The sequence below is a fragment of the Proteiniborus sp. DW1 genome (assembly GCF_900095305.1).
GTDB lineage: Bacteria > Bacillota > Clostridia > Tissierellales > Proteiniboraceae > Proteiniborus.
Map to the genome: position 1 here is coordinate 82,223 of NZ_FMDO01000003.1, position 13,862 is coordinate 96,084.

General features: G+C 31.9%; 20 protein-coding genes. 16 read left to right on the forward strand and 4 right to left on the reverse strand.

Annotation, left to right across the window (positions count from 1 at the left end; genetic code table 11):
• Positions 1 to 25 precede the first annotated feature (25 nt).
• The 7 genes from DW1_RS00495 (at position 26) to DW1_RS00525 (ending at position 5,666) form a co-directional block, all read left to right on the forward strand.
• Positions 26 to 1,333, forward strand: coding sequence for a putative DNA modification/repair radical SAM protein (locus DW1_RS00495; protein WP_074348517.1), 1,308 nt, complete (start codon positions 26 to 28; stop codon positions 1,331 to 1,333).
• 1 nt (position 1,334) lies between these two features.
• On the forward strand, positions 1,335 to 2,069 hold the full coding sequence (locus tag DW1_RS00500; RefSeq protein WP_074348519.1) for a TIGR03915 family putative DNA repair protein: 735 nt from the start codon (positions 1,335 to 1,337) through the stop codon (positions 2,067 to 2,069).
• Positions 2,070 to 2,176: 107 nt separating this feature from the next.
• Positions 2,177 to 3,955: an aminopeptidase P family protein gene (locus DW1_RS00505; RefSeq protein ID WP_074348521.1), complete on the forward strand. Its 1,779-nt coding sequence runs from the start codon at positions 2,177 to 2,179 to the stop codon at positions 3,953 to 3,955.
• Positions 3,956 to 4,126: 171 nt separating this feature from the next.
• Entirely contained in the window at positions 4,127 to 4,483 is a 357-nt protein-coding gene (locus DW1_RS00510) for a NifB/NifX family molybdenum-iron cluster-binding protein (RefSeq protein WP_074348523.1), read from the forward strand.
• 23 nt (positions 4,484 to 4,506) lie between these two features.
• A complete protein-coding gene (locus DW1_RS15225; protein ID WP_074348524.1) occupies positions 4,507 to 4,692 on the forward strand; it encodes a hypothetical protein in 186 nt (61 codons plus the stop codon).
• Positions 4,670 to 5,116, forward strand: coding sequence for a DUF134 domain-containing protein (locus DW1_RS00520; RefSeq protein WP_074348526.1), 447 nt, complete (start codon positions 4,670 to 4,672; stop codon positions 5,114 to 5,116). Before DW1_RS15225 ends, DW1_RS00520 begins: the two co-directional genes overlap by 23 nt.
• 196 nt (positions 5,117 to 5,312) lie before the next feature.
• Positions 5,313 to 5,666: a DUF4870 domain-containing protein gene (locus DW1_RS00525; protein WP_074348528.1), complete on the forward strand. Its 354-nt coding sequence runs from the start codon at positions 5,313 to 5,315 to the stop codon at positions 5,664 to 5,666.
• A gap of 64 nt (positions 5,667 to 5,730) precedes the next feature.
• Here the strand turns inward: DW1_RS00525 and DW1_RS00530 are convergent, their stop codons facing one another.
• Positions 5,731 to 6,063, reverse strand: coding sequence for a 4a-hydroxytetrahydrobiopterin dehydratase (locus DW1_RS00530; RefSeq protein WP_074348530.1), 333 nt, complete (start codon positions 6,061 to 6,063; stop codon positions 5,731 to 5,733).
• Positions 6,064 to 6,185: 122 nt separating this feature from the next.
• Between DW1_RS00530 and DW1_RS00535 the strand changes: the two genes are divergently transcribed.
• The 3 genes from DW1_RS00535 (at position 6,186) to DW1_RS00545 (ending at position 7,559) form a co-directional block, all read left to right on the forward strand.
• Positions 6,186 to 6,494, forward strand: a complete 309-nt coding sequence (locus tag DW1_RS00535; RefSeq protein ID WP_242942408.1) for a YaaL family protein — start codon at positions 6,186 to 6,188, stop codon at positions 6,492 to 6,494.
• Between the two features lie 68 nt (positions 6,495 to 6,562).
• The gene (locus DW1_RS00540) at positions 6,563 to 6,835 is read left to right on the forward strand and encodes a pro-sigmaK processing inhibitor BofA family protein (RefSeq protein WP_074348532.1); all 273 of its coding nucleotides are present in this window, start codon (positions 6,563 to 6,565) and stop codon (positions 6,833 to 6,835) included.
• 97 nt (positions 6,836 to 6,932) lie between these two features.
• Positions 6,933 to 7,559 (forward strand): 50S ribosomal protein L25, encoded by a 627-nt coding sequence (locus tag DW1_RS00545; RefSeq protein ID WP_074348534.1) that lies wholly within the window; start codon positions 6,933 to 6,935, stop codon positions 7,557 to 7,559.
• Positions 7,560 to 7,635: 76 nt separating this feature from the next.
• Here the strand turns inward: DW1_RS00545 and DW1_RS00550 are convergent, their stop codons facing one another.
• Both DW1_RS00550 and DW1_RS00555 read right to left on the reverse strand, forming a co-directional pair.
• The gene (locus tag DW1_RS00550) at positions 7,636 to 7,815 is read right to left on the reverse strand and encodes a hypothetical protein (protein ID WP_074348535.1); all 180 of its coding nucleotides are present in this window, start codon (positions 7,813 to 7,815) and stop codon (positions 7,636 to 7,638) included.
• A 114-nt stretch (positions 7,816 to 7,929) separates the two neighbouring features.
• Positions 7,930 to 8,865: a helix-turn-helix domain-containing protein gene (locus DW1_RS00555; protein WP_143474322.1), complete on the reverse strand. Its 936-nt coding sequence runs from the start codon at positions 8,863 to 8,865 to the stop codon at positions 7,930 to 7,932.
• Between the two features lie 539 nt (positions 8,866 to 9,404).
• Between DW1_RS00555 and DW1_RS00560 the strand changes: the two genes are divergently transcribed.
• Both DW1_RS00560 and DW1_RS00565 read left to right on the forward strand, forming a co-directional pair.
• On the forward strand, positions 9,405 to 9,728 hold the full coding sequence (locus DW1_RS00560; RefSeq protein ID WP_074348539.1) for an ATP-binding cassette domain-containing protein: 324 nt from the start codon (positions 9,405 to 9,407) through the stop codon (positions 9,726 to 9,728).
• The gene (locus DW1_RS00565; protein WP_074348541.1) at positions 9,692 to 10,510 is read left to right on the forward strand and encodes an ABC transporter permease; all 819 of its coding nucleotides are present in this window, start codon (positions 9,692 to 9,694) and stop codon (positions 10,508 to 10,510) included. Before DW1_RS00560 ends, DW1_RS00565 begins: the two co-directional genes overlap by 37 nt.
• 631 nt (positions 10,511 to 11,141) lie before the next feature.
• Here the strand turns inward: DW1_RS00565 and DW1_RS00570 are convergent.
• Positions 11,142 to 11,819, reverse strand: a complete 678-nt coding sequence (locus DW1_RS00570) for a protease complex subunit PrcB family protein (protein WP_074348543.1) — start codon at positions 11,817 to 11,819, stop codon at positions 11,142 to 11,144.
• 205 nt (positions 11,820 to 12,024) lie between these two features.
• Here DW1_RS00570 and DW1_RS00575 point away from each other — a divergent pair, with 205 nt between their 5' ends.
• The 4 genes from DW1_RS00575 to DW1_RS00590 all read left to right on the forward strand — a co-directional run bounded on the left by DW1_RS00575 (position 12,025) and on the right by DW1_RS00590 (position 13,855).
• Positions 12,025 to 12,207 carry a sigma factor G inhibitor Gin gene (locus DW1_RS00575; protein ID WP_074348545.1) on the forward strand — a complete coding sequence of 61 codons (183 nt, stop codon included), beginning with the start codon at positions 12,025 to 12,027 and terminating at the stop codon, positions 12,205 to 12,207.
• Between the two features lie 282 nt (positions 12,208 to 12,489).
• Entirely contained in the window at positions 12,490 to 13,125 is a 636-nt protein-coding gene (gene tmk, locus DW1_RS00580; RefSeq protein ID WP_074348547.1) for a dTMP kinase, read from the forward strand.
• Positions 13,126 to 13,127: 2 nt separating this feature from the next.
• Complete coding sequence (locus DW1_RS00585) at positions 13,128 to 13,454, forward strand: cyclic-di-AMP receptor (protein WP_074348548.1); 327 nt, start codon at positions 13,128 to 13,130, stop codon at positions 13,452 to 13,454.
• Positions 13,455 to 13,525: 71 nt separating this feature from the next.
• A complete protein-coding gene (locus tag DW1_RS00590) occupies positions 13,526 to 13,855 on the forward strand; it encodes a cyclic-di-AMP receptor (RefSeq protein WP_074348550.1) in 330 nt (109 codons plus the stop codon).
• Positions 13,856 to 13,862: the final 7 nt, after the last annotated feature.

Genomic DNA, 13,862 nt, shown 5'->3' on the forward strand with positions numbered 1-13,862 from the left:
ACAAGCAAAGGTTTGGAGTGATGCTATGGATATGCTTAATAAGCTTAAAATATTATCTGATGCAGCTAAATATGATGTATCTTGTTCATCTAGTGGTAGCAATAGGAAAGGAAAAAAAGGAGAGATAGGCAGTACTAGTGAATGTGGTATTTGTCATAGTTGGGCAGATGATGGCAGATGTATATCACTACTTAAAATACTTTTCACCAATTATTGCATATATGATTGTGCCTACTGTATAAACAGAGCTTCAAATGATGTACCTAGAGCAGCCTTTACCCCCGATGAGGTAGCGGATTTAACTATTAATTTTTATAAGAGAAACTATATTGAAGGGCTTTTCTTAAGCTCGGCTGTATATAAGAGCCCAAACTATACAATGGAGCTTTTGACCAGTGCAGTTAAAAGGCTTAGGGAGGACTATAAATTTAACGGATATATTCATCTAAAAGCAATACCAGGTGCAGATAAGACCTTAATTGAAAAAGCAGGTACTTATGTAGATAGGATGAGTGTAAATATTGAATTGCCTTCTGATGAAGGCCTGAAGCTATTGGCACCACAAAAAAAGAAAAATGCTATCATTAAGCCTATGAGTTTTATTAATTCAAGGATACATCAGGCAGTAGAAGAAAGACAAAAATTTAAATACTCTCAAAATTTTGTTCCTGCTGGGCAAACCACTCAGCTTATTATAGGTGCAACTCAAGATAGTGACCTAAAGATACTTAGACTTTCAGAATCATTATATAAAGGATTTAGACTTAAAAGAGTATATTATTCAGCTTTTATACCAGTATCTAAGCATCCTAATCTTCCGGTCCTTGCTTCTCCGCCATTAGTTAGAGAGAATAGGCTTTACCAAGCAGACTGGCTATTGAGATTTTATGGATATAATGCTAGCGAGATTCTTACCGATGAAAAGCCTGATTTTGATTTAGCTCTTGATCCTAAGTGTGATTGGGCACTGAGGAATATTGAACTGTTTCCTGTAGAGATAAATAAGGCAGATTATTATCTTTTATTAAGAGTTCCGGGTATAGGAGTCAGATCTGCTAGAAGAATAATTTCTGCTAGAAAGTTTGGGTCACTGAACTATGAAGATTTGAAGAAGCTTGGAGTAGTTTTAAAGAGAGCTAGATATTTTATAACTTGTAGCGGGAAGCACTACGGCATAAAAAGCATGAATTCTTTAGACATTAGAAACAGTCTATTGTTTAGCTCAAATAATAATGGATTTAACCCAGCAGGAGAACAGCTTTCATTGTTTTCCGTATATCCTCAGTTACTACCTACAAATGATATAGTATCAACAATAACGGGGGAGTTTTAGAATGCTACAATACATATTTGATGGAAGCTTTGATGGGCTACTAACTGCTATATATGAAGCCTACTATAGAAAAGAATTGCCAGATGAAATACTATCACAGGATAGCCCTCAGCAGAGCTTTTTAGTTGAAAAGGTACATATCGAAACAGATGAAGAAAAGGCAAAAAAGGTTTACACATCAATAAAGACAAAGATTTCAGAGTTTGCTCTAAAAAACTGCTTCTATGTTTTTATATCTGAAAGAGAAGATAGAGGAACTTTAATTTATAAGTATCTAAGATTAGGATGGAAAGTTGGAAAAGATATAGACAAAAATCTAAAAAATGATACAGTTTTAGCAGTACATAAGATTCGGCAAAAAGTAAGCAAAGAAGTGCACTTAATGTTAGGGCTTATTAGATTTAGTCAATTAAGTAGTGGTATATATTATTCTCAGATAGAACCTGATAATGACATAATAGGTCTTCTAGCCCCTCATTTTACAGAAAGGTTATCTGATGAATACTGGATTATCCATGATGTAAAGAGAAATATGGGAGTAATGTATAATAAAGAAGAATGGATTATTAGAGACTTGAATATTACAGGAGAAATTAGCTTTCAAGACAATGAAGAGGAATATCAAATGCTTTGGAAGGAGTATTTCAATACTATTGCAATAAAGAATAAAATAAACCCAAGACTGCAAAAGCAATATATGCCTAAAAGGTATTGGAAGCATTTAATAGAAAAATAAGATTTTATTTATACATATACATAATATAAAAATTTTTATATAATCATATTTAGTAGAAGATAAATATAAGTATACATTATATAGCAGAGAGCTAAGGGGGAGTTAGTATGCAAGTAAATGAAAAGCTTCAAGCTCTTAGAGAGCTAATGAAAGAAAGAGGAATGAATGCCTATGTAATACCTAGCTTTGATGCTCATCAAAGTGAATATGTACCTGAGCATTGGAAATCAAGGGCATGGATATCTGGCTTTACAGGTTCAGCAGGTACAGTAGTAGTTACATTAGATGAAGCAGGACTATGGACTGATGGTAGATATTTCATACAAGCAGGGAAAGAGCTTGAAGGCTCTGAGATTAAGTTGTTTAAAATGAGACAGCCAGGAGTACCTACATATTCAGAATGGATTAGAGATGTACTAAAGGAAGGTGACTGCCTAGGCTTTGATGGTAAGGTATTTTCGTGCAACCAAGCCAAAGAATTAGAAGGGAAAATAAGAGACAAGAACATAAGAATAGATGATAGATATGATTTAGTTGACTTGATATGGAAGGATAGACCTGAATTGCCTTTAGAAAAAGTGTATATTCATGAAGTAAAATACACAGGAAAGTCAACTAAAGAAAAACTTAACATGGTCAGAGAAGAAATGAAAAAAAAGGGTGCAGGATATTATATACTAAGTAGTCTTGATGATATCGCTTGGCTATTTAACATAAGAGGAAATGATGTAAGAAATAATCCTGTAACTATTTCCTATGCTCTTGTTTCAATGGATAATGCAACACTTTTCATAGATTCAAGAAAATTAACTGATGAAGTTAAGGGGTTCTTAAAGGAAAATGGTGTGGATGTAAAGGAATACGGAGAAATAGCAAATGCATTAAAAAATATTGGTGAAAGTATAAGTGTTTACTTTGATCCAAATAAAATAAGTAGATGGCTATATGGATGTATGCCTAGAACTAATAAGAAAATACCAGGAAAAGATATTGTCATGCTTCTTAAGACTATAAAAAATGAAGTAGAGATTGAAAACCTTAGAAATTGCCATATAAAAGATAGTGTTGCAATGGTTAAGTTCTTATACTGGTTAGATAAGGCAATACATGAGGAAGAGATTACAGAAATATCTGCTGCGGATAAGCTTGAAGGCTTTAGAAGCCAGCAGGAAGGTTTTATAGGAACAAGCTTTGATACCATAGCAGGGTACAAGGACCATGCAGCTATGATGCACTACAAGGCTACAGAAGCAAATCAATATACCCTAAAACCTGAAGGAATGCTTTTAGTAGACTCTGGAGGACAGTATTTTGATGGTACTACAGATATTACGAGAACAATAGTTTTAGGACAGATTTCAGAGGAGGAAAAGAGAGACTTTACCTATGTTTTAAAGGGACATATAGCATTATGTAGAGCTAAGTTCCTATATGGTGTGACAGGAACTAATCTGGACGTATTAGCTAGACTTCCGCTATGGGAGCAGGGAATAGATTATAAATGTGGTACAGGACATGGAGTAGGATATTTATTAAGTGTACATGAAGCACCTCAAAGATTTAGCATAGAATACAATGATACAGTATTAGAGAAAGGCATGGTAATAACTAACGAACCAGGCGTATACAAGGAAGGTAAACACGGAATACGTACAGAAAATACGCTTCTAGTAACTGGGGACCAACTAACAGACTCAGGACAATTTATGAAGTTTGAAGTATTGTCTTTCTGTCCAATAGACTTAGAGGGAATAGATGCTAGTTTACTTACTAATATAGAAAAAGACTGGCTCAATGATTATCATAAAAAAGTATATGAAAAATTGTCACCATATTTAAATGATGAAGAAAGAGAATGGCTTAAGAGAGAGACTAGAGAAATATAATAAATTAACTTTTAAGTGATTTCAATTACTTTAAGCTTTTTAGGCTGCTGGCAAATGTATTTTGTCAGTAGCCTTAATTTTTTTGTTATTGGCATTTGACAATAATAAAAATTAGGAGTAATATATAATTAGCAAATGCCAATAATTAAAATAAAAATGGGAGGAATTCAAATGAAAATAGCTATAGCAAGTGAAGAAAAATATGTGAGTGGACATTTTGGGCATTGTGAAGGTTTTACAATCTATGAAGTAAGCGATAATAGAATCTCAAGCAAGGAATTTACTCCAAACCCAGGTCATAGACCAGGATATCTTCCAGTGTTTTTAAAAGAAAGGGATATAGATGTGATAATATCAGGGGGTATGGGGGAAACAGCACAACAATTATTTAATGAAAATGGAATAGAAGTAATAGTTGGTGCCCAAGGACTTTGTGATGATATGGTTCAAAAATATATTAATGGAGAACTTAAGTCAACAGGAAGTATCTGTAGAGAGCACCAACATGAGGGTCATTGCAATGATTAGTTAAAAAGCCTCTCCATTTACATTTGAAATGCTACGAATGTGATAATATAATAGATATAAGCAGTAGTGGGTTAAGTATAGAATACTTAAGGCTGAATAAATTAATTGAAGAAAAAAACGATGTTGAGATTTTCAATATTGATATCATGTTTGTAGGTTTATGTAGACAATGTAAGGAGGAGAAAAATGGCGAGACCGACAAGGTTTAGAAGAGTAGAGTTTCTTCCAGAGGAAACTTTCTTTGTACCCTGGGGAAAACCAAAATGTGAAATACAAGAAGTAGCACTAAATATAGAAGAGTTAGAAGCAATGAGACTTAAGGACATAGAAAAGCTAACACAGGAAGAATGTGCTGAAAGAATGCATATTTCAAGGCAAACCTTTCAAAATATTATAGATAGTGCTAGAGAAAAAGTTGCAGTGGCATTGACAGAAGGGAAAGCCATAAGAATAGGTGGGGGTTTTTATACCACAAAACACTGCAAATTTATATGCATGGATTGTAATACTGTCTATCAAATCAATTTTGAAAGAGATAAAGCCAATTGCCCTAACTGTGGCTCCAAGGACGTTATTTGTAGCAAAAAAACTAAAGCATGTAGAAGATGGTGTAGAGAAGAAGCAAGAGAATAGATTGCCAATATATATTTAATACCTATATTGAAGCAAGATTTAAGGGAACTTTTCTAATCTTGCTTTTCTTTTTTAAAAATTTGCTGACTAACAGGCGAATTATTGACATGTTAGGTGTTTGGGAATAATATGATAGTATAGGATATATTACATATTTTTATATAGTTCCTAATAAAAGCTAACAGGAGGTGAAAACATGGATAACAATAATAATGTTACAAACAAGGGAAAAAGCTCATTAGGGATGGAGGAAAACATAGCCGCTTTATTGAGCTACGTTTTGGGATTTATTACAGGAATTATTTTTTACGTATTAGAGAAGGAAAGCAAGTTTGTAAAGTTCCATGCTATGCAGTCAATTATTTATAGTGTTGCACTTATGATACTAACATTTATACTTGGCTTAATACCAATCATTGGATGGATTTTATCGCTATTTATACCACCACTGAGCTTGATTTTATGGATAGTATTGCTAGTCAAATCATACAAATATGAATATTTTAAGCTCCCGGTAATTGGAGATATAGCTGAAAAGCAAGTAAAATAATTGATAATTATACTATTGGGATTAAATTAAAAAATGAGCGTATTATTAACGCTCATTTTTTGATTTAGCTATTTAGCTGGTCAATTTTTGCTGCCAAAATAAAGTCATTTTCATGAAGACCACCAATTTTATGAGTCCATAGTTTTAGGATAACCTTCCCCCATGACAGGTAAATGTCTGGATGATGACCTTCTACTTCAGCTAATTCTCCTACTTGAATAGTGAAATTCAAAGCTTCCTTAAAATTTCTGAACTTGTAGGCTTTTTCTAATCTTTGATGGTCTATTATCTTCCATCCTTTATTTAAGGATTTATACAAGTCATCTATTTCACTTTCTTTTAAAGGTTCTGCTCCAATGCTGCAAGGAATACATTTTTTTGCTAGTAAATCGTTCATAAAAACTCATCCTCCTTCTTTTATAGTCATATATATTATGTATACCACAAATTTAAAAGGTATAACTTATCCACAAAAAGTTAATAATTATAACAACTATTTTGTGGGAAAGGGGTATAACTGTGGATAATTTAAAAAATAAGGAGGTAAGGACTGCAGAATTGAATAAGAATATAAGTCAATTTCTAACTAAATTGAAGAATAGTTTTGTAGCAAACGAGTTTAATGAGGATGAAAAATTCTTAGAACAATTAAATCAAGCTCATGAAGAATGGTACAATGCAGAACTTTACTTTCAAAGCGTAACAGAACCTGATTTAATTGACTATGCAATATACAAAATGGAGGCTTCAAGAACAAAATACATTTATTTATTAAAGCAAGCAAGGGAAAAGGGAATTAAAGCTGAAAATGTAAGCAATAGCTTGTAATATTTGTCCTTAAAAGCCTATATATTAGGTAGTATAGAACCATAATATCTAATATAGAGGTGATAACTATGGGCTTAGATATAGAGTTAGGAGTTATAGTTGCTTATGCAGCAGGACTAATACTTTTGTACTTTGTTGGGTGGATTCTTATTATTCCCTTAAAATACCTAGTGAAATTAATAATAAACGGTATAATGGGCGGAGTTTTGCTATTTTTAATCAACTTATTAGGAGGATTTGTAGGCTTATACATAGCTATTAATCCATTAACTGCTGTTATAGTAGGCTTTTTAGGCGTGCCTGGAGTTGTGTTGCTAATTGTCCTGCAATATATATTATAAGAAAAGCTTTTTACTATAAATAAATAGAAAATTTGAAATTTCATTAATTTTCTGGTTTAATATATATAAGGACAAAAAAACCAAGGGAGGAATATTAATGAATGATCTTAAATTAAAAGCTGAAGTAAGAAACGGAGCAGGGAAGAGAGAAAGTACTAAGCTAAGAAATTCAGGATATGTTCCAGGAGTAGTATATGCACAGGGAGAAGAAACTAAATCAATTAAATTAGAAAACAGGATGTTAAACAGAGTCCTTAACAAATACGGAAGTACTGGAACAGTTGAACTTGAAATAGCAGGAGAATTAGTTCCTGTATTAATAAAAGAAGTTCAAAGAGATCCAATAAAGGAAACTGTACTTCATGCAGATTTTCAGAAGCTGTCAGCGGATAGAAAGGTTAGACTTCGTATACCAGTAGCTATTCAAGGAAGAGAATTTTGTGAGACAAGGACATCAGGAGTTGTAGAACAGCAATTAATGGAAATAGAACTACAATGTCTACCTAAATTCATTCCTCAATACGTTACGGTAGATGTCACTAATCTTGAATTTGGAGACGTAATAAAAGTTTCAGACCTTGATATTGCAAAAGATGAGAACTATGAAATATTCTCGGAATTAGATGAAATAGTAGTGTCCTTAACAGCGAGCAGCAAGCATGAAGAAGTTGAGGAAAAAGAAGTTCCTATTTATGAAAGTGATAAAAGTATATTAGACAAGTAGAAGATAATGTAAAACCCAGGATAAAAAATCTATCCTGGGTTTTTTCGACCTAATTTATGATGTGAGCCTCTGAACCTTATTTCATTACTTTCAAATTAGATCTTTTTGATGTTTTTCTAGCATCAGCTGGTACAGTCTCCATATCTGCAGATGTTTTGTCAGCAGGGATCCTAATACTGTTAATAGTATTGACAATAACGTATACATGGAATGCAAAAATAGGAACTAGTAGTACAACTAATATGAAGACTTTCATACTATCATCTCCATGACAAAATTTTACAACAAGTAGCAAAAGATGCAGATTAACTTCCTATTCTTACATTATATCAATATAAAGTACTTTACACAACACATTAGCAATTCATGATTATTCAAATATTTCCGACAATCTAATATACAAATCCATACCCAAAAATTCTTTACAGTTATTTATTATAGTATTTTCTAATTTAGCCTGCCCAAAGGCTTTACAAAGATATATAGAAGTCTTAAGAGATTCTATATATGCTTCTTTGTTTAACCTATACTCAGCAACTCCTTTGCCATAATATAAAAGAGGTAAGCCATTTAAGTTTCTATTCTCTCGGCAAGACTTGATACCTAAATCAAAATATTTTAGAGCCATAGTAAAATCTTTATTCCTTATATAAGCACCTGCTAAATTATGACACAGTTTATGATATATTTCCTCATCAGGATCCACTGAATTTATACAGAATTCAATTACTTCTAGATATTTTTCTTTATTATTTAGTCTATTTAATATAAAAGCTATATTCATTAATATCCTTATTTCCATAGAAGAGTATACAAATGAATCATATGTTTTAAGAGCAAAGAGAGGAGTAGTTATTTTAATAGCATTTATTAGCGTTTTAAGAGATTTATCATTATCTGAATTTTCATATAGTATGATAGCTTTGTTAAATAGGACTAATTGTTTAATGAGCATTTTATAATATGGATTATTAGTAGAAGTTAATAAATTTTCTAAGCTTTTCAACTCGAGATGTAAGGTATAAAATTCACCCTTATCAAGCTTTGTCTCTAATACATTTTTAATTTCATAAAAAGTAGAAAAGTCATCTAATCTATATTTAAGAAGTAATTCAGATAAATCTTGTTTGAAAATAGGAGACAAAATTTCCAGGGTATCTAATCTAGGAACAACTTTACCTTTTTCGATTCTCCGAATGGTTACAGGGTCTATGCCTGTTAATTCACAGATCCGATTTTTGGTAAGACATAAATTCTGTCTTATTTGCATCATTTTTTTCCCAAATAAATCTAGATTATAAGCCAAGAGGGCACCTCCTATATACAAATTTTTCATGGTTATAAATGGTAAGTTAATAAAAGAGACATAAAAGTCGGTTGGAAAAAGCTACCATATTATATATTATAAAGTTAAGAATCAATAAAGTAAAGGAGAGGTAGTGAAAATGAAAAAAGGTTAACATTAGTTATTATGTTACTTACAATGGTTTCAATATTGACATTATATTGTGGACAACCTGCTAAGTATATAGTAGAAAAAGATGAAGTAATTGAATGGCACACTTTATAGTGGTGAAGAGTTAATATAGTCTAGAAATAATGCAGAGTTTATGTGATAGAAAAGAAATTAATCAAAAGGTATCATTAATTATAATTTAAGAAGCAGAATAACTTGAATGTTAAAACGCATATTGTTGTGTTTGGATAACGCAAAAAAAGACGTAGTAGACTAAGCCTAATAGAATAGTGTAATAAGACTATATAACTATGTATTCTACTTAATCTAGCATACATAGAAGGCTAAGTTTAAGATGCATTATCCTTTTGTTATCAGGAGGGAGCCGCTTGAATATAAGTGTGAAAAATCTCAGTAAGTCATACATAAAAAACAATAGAGAAATACAAGTAATTAAGGACTTCACATATTTCTTTAATTCTGGAAATATGTATCTTTTGAATGGAGAATCTGGAATCGGCAAGACCACTTTGCTTACTTTGCTTGGTCTTCTTCAAAAGGAAGATAAGGGAGAGATTTTATTTGATGGCAAAATAGTAAATAACCTTAGTAATGATAAGAAGTGTTCAATTCGAAGGAAACATATAGGTATTGTTTTTCAGGACTTATTTTGTTTGTGTCTATTAAAACTCTGGCAATTAGTGGGGAATTAATTAGCCAAACTGTTTTACCAGATGTCATATTTACTGGAAGTGTGTACCATCCGGAAGATGGAAGTTATCCTTTTAAGGTATACAATGGAATAGAAGGATTTAGCCAAAAAGTTAGAGAGATAGCAGGTAGTGATATGAGAACCTATGGTGTGGTATGTAGAAGCATATATAACTATTATGATGAGCTTACAAAAGTAGGTTTTGGAGGAAGAGTGTATGGTGTGGATAATGACTTTTTTAATCAAGAACTTAAGGGATATTTAAAGGAAGGAAGATTCCCAGAAGAGGGTAAACTTGAAGCAGTAGTAGGAAGCTATTTTGCTAAAAGGTTTAATATTAGTCTAGGGGACAAGATACCTCAGACAATAACATTGAATGAGACTTGGACTGAAGATGATTTAAATAAATATATTCTCGTTAGTAAGTCTTGTGATATTGTACCAGTTAATAAGCTATCTAATGAAAGGTCTGACAAAAAAATTGGAATTCTTAAGGCTATTGGTATATCTGACATATATATCACAAAAACATTTATCGGAGGAATGAGTCTTATAATCTTCATATCAGTAGCAGTTGGATTGTTGTTGGCTTATTTTATATCAAATACGGTAAATAATTATGTATCTAATTTCTACGGCTTCAGAATAGAGGAATATATGTTAAACAGTGCTGTATATATAGTTGTAGGTTTACAAACTGTTTTGTTCTTATCAGTTTCATACTTATTGATATTCTTAAAGGGAATGAAAATCTCACCGAAAGATGCTATGCTCAAAGCTTGATTTAAATTGTATGATATTCCGCTTAAAAAATTATTGCTTCTATCTAAGACGGAATTATCATAAAGAAACACAATAGGTAGTTGCAGAATGTAATTTTGAAATTATCCACAGAAAACAGGTAATTAAATGCCTTTTAAATAATCTAAGCCTTAGGAGATTCACAAAAAAGGCACGAAAAAACAAAGGTCCAATAAAGCCTTTTAAAATTAATTATTTAGTTTATCTGATTGAGCTTAAGCAATTAAAGATTTAATAGCAAGAGGAGTTTCGTAATTTTTAGTTTTAAACATAAGTATAAAAGCCACTAATTGAGAAATACAAGCAAGTAAAATATCGGATTTTAAAGATACTGTGTTTCTAACTTTACTTTGAACTAGTGCAAGGGTTATCACAATCTAGAATGTAAGTAGTTTTGCCATTAATCTTGTTTTTTTTAGCTTTAGGGCAGATATATTTTATCTTGTCAGCACGGCCATTTTGCCGAGTGATACCATCATAGACCATTGGCAATAAAAAAGTTAGAAATTTATTACATGCCTTTTACTTAAAAGTAAGTTGGATAGACTTGATTAATCCAACTTACATATACAACCCCTATGGTATAGTTAGTCACTGTGTACAGCAAAACCTACTACTCTTCTATTTTTTCAATCTCAATGATGACCATTTGCTCATACTCATTCAGATAATAAGAGAATTTCACTTTCTGGTTCATTTCTATTTTAGCTGCGATTTCTTTTACTTCTTCTGAAAGTCTAAATGGCGTAGCCTCATCATCTACTATTATTTCACAGGAATTGCTGTCAGCAAGACCAACAAATGTTCCTGTTCCTTCAAAAGTATCTATTTGACTTTCGTCCTTTGAATTATCTTCTGATATCGTATTTATAAATTCTCCAAGAACCACCTTTCTTGAATCCTTAGAAATTTTTATTAAAGTGCTTGGATAAGTTAGTGCTTGAGTAACTATTTCATCAGCCTTTGGAGCATTTACCTTAGCATTGACTAAGATAGAATCTTCCTTTCCAACTACTGAGGTTATTTCTACAGAATATCCACCAGTAGGCTTTTCACCAGCTCCTACTAAAATATATTTGTGGTTCTTAAAGTCAAAAGAAAAAATCCCCTCTCTATTATTATTCTCATTGTACCACTCTTCCAGACTGCTATCAGTTAATGCATCTGTACCTATTACTTCAAAGTCTATATCTCCCATAATAGCGGACTTTTTTTCAGTTGAACATGCAGTAAACAATGATAAACTAAAAATTATTATTAACACTAAGCTTATTATTTTTTTCATATTCATTGTTACCTCCTTAAAAATTATTTTGTATATTAGACGTAAGTTTATTATAATAGTTCCACAGAAAAAATGAAAGAAAAGTAAACTAAGAATACTGAAATAATAGTTCAACCCCTAAAGTATAAAAATGAGAACAATGGTCATGCAATAGGAATAGAATATAATATAGAGGCAATAATTAAGATAACTGATTTAAGGAGTTGATCTTGTGAAGCCTATTTGCCAGATATGCAATGGTACAGAAAATAATGGAATAAATTTATTAGGTCTACAATTATGTAAAGATTGTTTAGATGCAATATCAAAAACAGAGATTGGAGATATAAAATACGAATACTATAAATCTGTAATTAAGAAAATTTGGCTTGATTACATAATTGAATGCTGTTAAAACAAAAGGTATAGAGGAAGCTCTATATCTTTTTAATTTTATATATCATATAAATAAAAATAAAGGAATTAGCCATCCTTAGTAGAAATAATATATGAGGATAAAAATATTATTCCTATATAGAAATTTAACTGAATATTATATATACAAACAATAAGTTTTTAATTTGGGCTGAAAATAATATACAAATATTAGTTTATTTAGATTATAATAGAGGAAAGATAAATATCCTATACAAGCAGAAGGCATCAAGTAGGAGCAGGACGAAAGGATGATCATAAGATGAGAGGACTATTCATAACTTTAGAAGGGCCAGATGGTTCAGGTAAAAGTACAATAGCTAGATTTTTAGCAGAATATTTAAGAGATAAGGGCTATGATGTAATGACTACTAGAGAGCCTGGAGGAACGAAAATAAGCGAGGATATAAGAGATATAATACTTGACAATAAAAATACTAATATGTCATATGTAACAGAGGCTTTGTTATATGCTGCTTCGAGAGCACAGCATGTTTCTCAGAAGATACGACCAGCACTAGATGAAGGAAAAGTAATAATTTGTGAAAGATTCGTTCTTTCAAGTCTTGTATATCAAGGTATTGGCAGGGGACTTGGCATTGAAAAGGTGAAGGAGATAAATGACTTTGCAATTCAAGGAGTAGAGCCTGACCTAATCCTTTTCTTTGATATACCGCCAGAAATAGCAATTAAAAGAAAAACTAAAAGAAATCAAGGAGATAGGTTAGAAAGGGAAAAAATAGACTTTCATAAGAAGGTTTATGAGGGCTATTTGAGTTTGATGGAGTTTTACGAGGGTAAAATTACAAAAATAGATGCAACTAAGACTAAAAATGATTCTTTTCAACAGGTTAAGCTGGCTTTAGATAACTTACTAGAAAAATCAAAGGAGGAATAGTCATGAAACTTGTTATTGCTATAATTCAAGATGAGGATACGGCTAATTTAGTATCCATGTTAACTGAAGAAGGATTTAGAGTAACCAAACTAGCCTCCACAGGAGGATTCCTAAAATCTGGGAACACAACTTTACTAATAGGAGTAGATGATGATAAAGTGGAGGCATTAGTAAAGGTTATAGAGAAGGTATGTAGACCAAGAGAAGTCACAACCTCTGTAGCCCCAATGCCATTAGTAGAAGAGGCTTACATGCCATATCCTTATAACATAAAAATAGGAGGAGCTACAATATTTGTTTTAGATGTTGATAGATATGAGAGGATATAGGAGGATATAATGAAATATATGCTATTTCATTATATTCTAGTGTGTTTGTGAAAATGAAAGGAGGGTAAAACATGAAACTCGTTATAGCCATTGTTCAAGATGAAGATGCTCCTAGGCTAGTAGATAAATTAATGAAAACCGGATATAGTGTTACTAAGCTTGCTTCTACAGGAGGCTTCCTAAGATCAGGAAACACAACCATACTAACAGGAGTGAAAAAAGAGGAAGTGGATAATGTAATTAAGATAATTGAAGAGCTATGTCGTTCAAGAAAGATGATTACTACTCCTCCACCACCTGTTGCATGGTCATCTGGAATATACATGGCTTATCCAGTGGAGGTTCAAGTAGGGGGAGCCACAATATTTGTAGTAGATATAAGTAGATTTGAAAAAATATAGGAGAGGT

Coding starts and splice junctions, on each gene's coding strand:
- DW1_RS00520 (WP_074348526.1), top strand. CDS start 4,670: ATGGCGAGACCGACAAGGTTTAGAAGAGTAGAGTTTCTTCCAGAGGAA.
- DW1_RS00545 (WP_074348534.1), top strand. CDS start 6,933: ATGAATGATCTTAAATTAAAAGCTGAAGTAAGAAACGGAGCAGGGAAG.
- DW1_RS00525 (WP_074348528.1), top strand. CDS start 5,313: ATGGATAACAATAATAATGTTACAAACAAGGGAAAAAGCTCATTAGGG.
- DW1_RS00540 (WP_074348532.1), top strand. CDS start 6,563: ATGGGCTTAGATATAGAGTTAGGAGTTATAGTTGCTTATGCAGCAGGA.
- DW1_RS00505 (WP_074348521.1), top strand. CDS start 2,177: ATGCAAGTAAATGAAAAGCTTCAAGCTCTTAGAGAGCTAATGAAAGAA.
- DW1_RS00500 (WP_074348519.1), top strand. CDS start 1,335: ATGCTACAATACATATTTGATGGAAGCTTTGATGGGCTACTAACTGCT.
- DW1_RS00550 (WP_074348535.1), bottom strand. CDS start 7,815: ATGAAAGTCTTCATATTAGTTGTACTACTAGTTCCTATTTTTGCATTC.
- tmk (WP_074348547.1), top strand. CDS start 12,490: ATGAGAGGACTATTCATAACTTTAGAAGGGCCAGATGGTTCAGGTAAA.
- DW1_RS00585 (WP_074348548.1), top strand. CDS start 13,128: ATGAAACTTGTTATTGCTATAATTCAAGATGAGGATACGGCTAATTTA.
- DW1_RS00495 (WP_074348517.1), top strand. CDS start 26: ATGGATATGCTTAATAAGCTTAAAATATTATCTGATGCAGCTAAATAT.
- DW1_RS00510 (WP_074348523.1), top strand. CDS start 4,127: ATGAAAATAGCTATAGCAAGTGAAGAAAAATATGTGAGTGGACATTTT.
- DW1_RS00530 (WP_074348530.1), bottom strand. CDS start 6,063: ATGAACGATTTACTAGCAAAAAAATGTATTCCTTGCAGCATTGGAGCA.
- DW1_RS00570 (WP_074348543.1), bottom strand. CDS start 11,819: ATGAATATGAAAAAAATAATAAGCTTAGTGTTAATAATAATTTTTAGT.
- DW1_RS00590 (WP_074348550.1), top strand. CDS start 13,526: ATGAAACTCGTTATAGCCATTGTTCAAGATGAAGATGCTCCTAGGCTA.